Source organism: Pseudomonas sp. SID14000, from assembly GCF_002165135.1.
In the GTDB taxonomy this organism is placed as follows: Bacteria; Pseudomonadota; Gammaproteobacteria; order Pseudomonadales; family Pseudomonadaceae; genus Aquipseudomonas.
This window is the reverse complement of sequence record NZ_NFZQ01000070.1, coordinates 1-636: the sequence shown is the minus strand read 5'-3', so window position 1 is coordinate 636 and position 636 is coordinate 1. Positions and strand designations below refer to the sequence as shown.

Here is a 636-nt window from a genome sequence, read left to right as displayed (position 1 = left end):
TCCCACCCCCACATCCGGCCAAGGCGACCATCACGGCCACCACCAGAGCTGACGAACGGATCAGAGGATGAAGTCGCATGAACTAAGGCTAGCCTGCCCTAACTTCAGCGAGTTAATCAGGTGAGCCCGAAAGGGCAGCCCGTAGGTACCGGCCAGTGACGCTTTCGGGGAAGTCTGGGAGGAGCGCCGGGCTGGTGGCGGCGACCACGCGGCCGCCGTCGGCACCGGCACCCGGGCCCAGGTCGACGACATAGTCGGCGTTGGCGATCATGTCGAGGTCGTGCTCGATCACGATGACCGTCGCGCCCGCGTCGATGAGGCGATCGAAGACACTCAGCAGGACCCGGATGTCGGCCGGGTGCAGGCCGACGCTCGGCTCGTCGAAGATGAACAGCGTGCCCTGCTGGCGCTTCTCGAGGTCCGCGACCAGCTTGAGGCGTTGCGCCTCGCCCCCGGACAGCGCAGGTGTCGCCTCACCGAGAAGGAGGTAGCCGAGCCCGACCTCGTCGAGCGTCCGCAGCCGCGCCTGCATCTTGCGCAGGCCGGTGAACTTCGTCCGAGCCTGCTCGACGGTCAAGGTGAGAGCGGCGGCCATGCTCAAGCCATCGAGGGTCACGGCCTCCGCATCCGGGCTGT

1 pseudogene is annotated in these 636 nt (G+C 67.1%); it reads right to left on the bottom strand.

Features of this window, described 5'->3' with window-relative positions:
* Positions 1 to 112: 112 nt before the first annotated feature.
* Positions 113 to 636: pseudogene (locus CAY82_RS27420) on the bottom strand (excinuclease ABC subunit A); the annotation flags it as partial.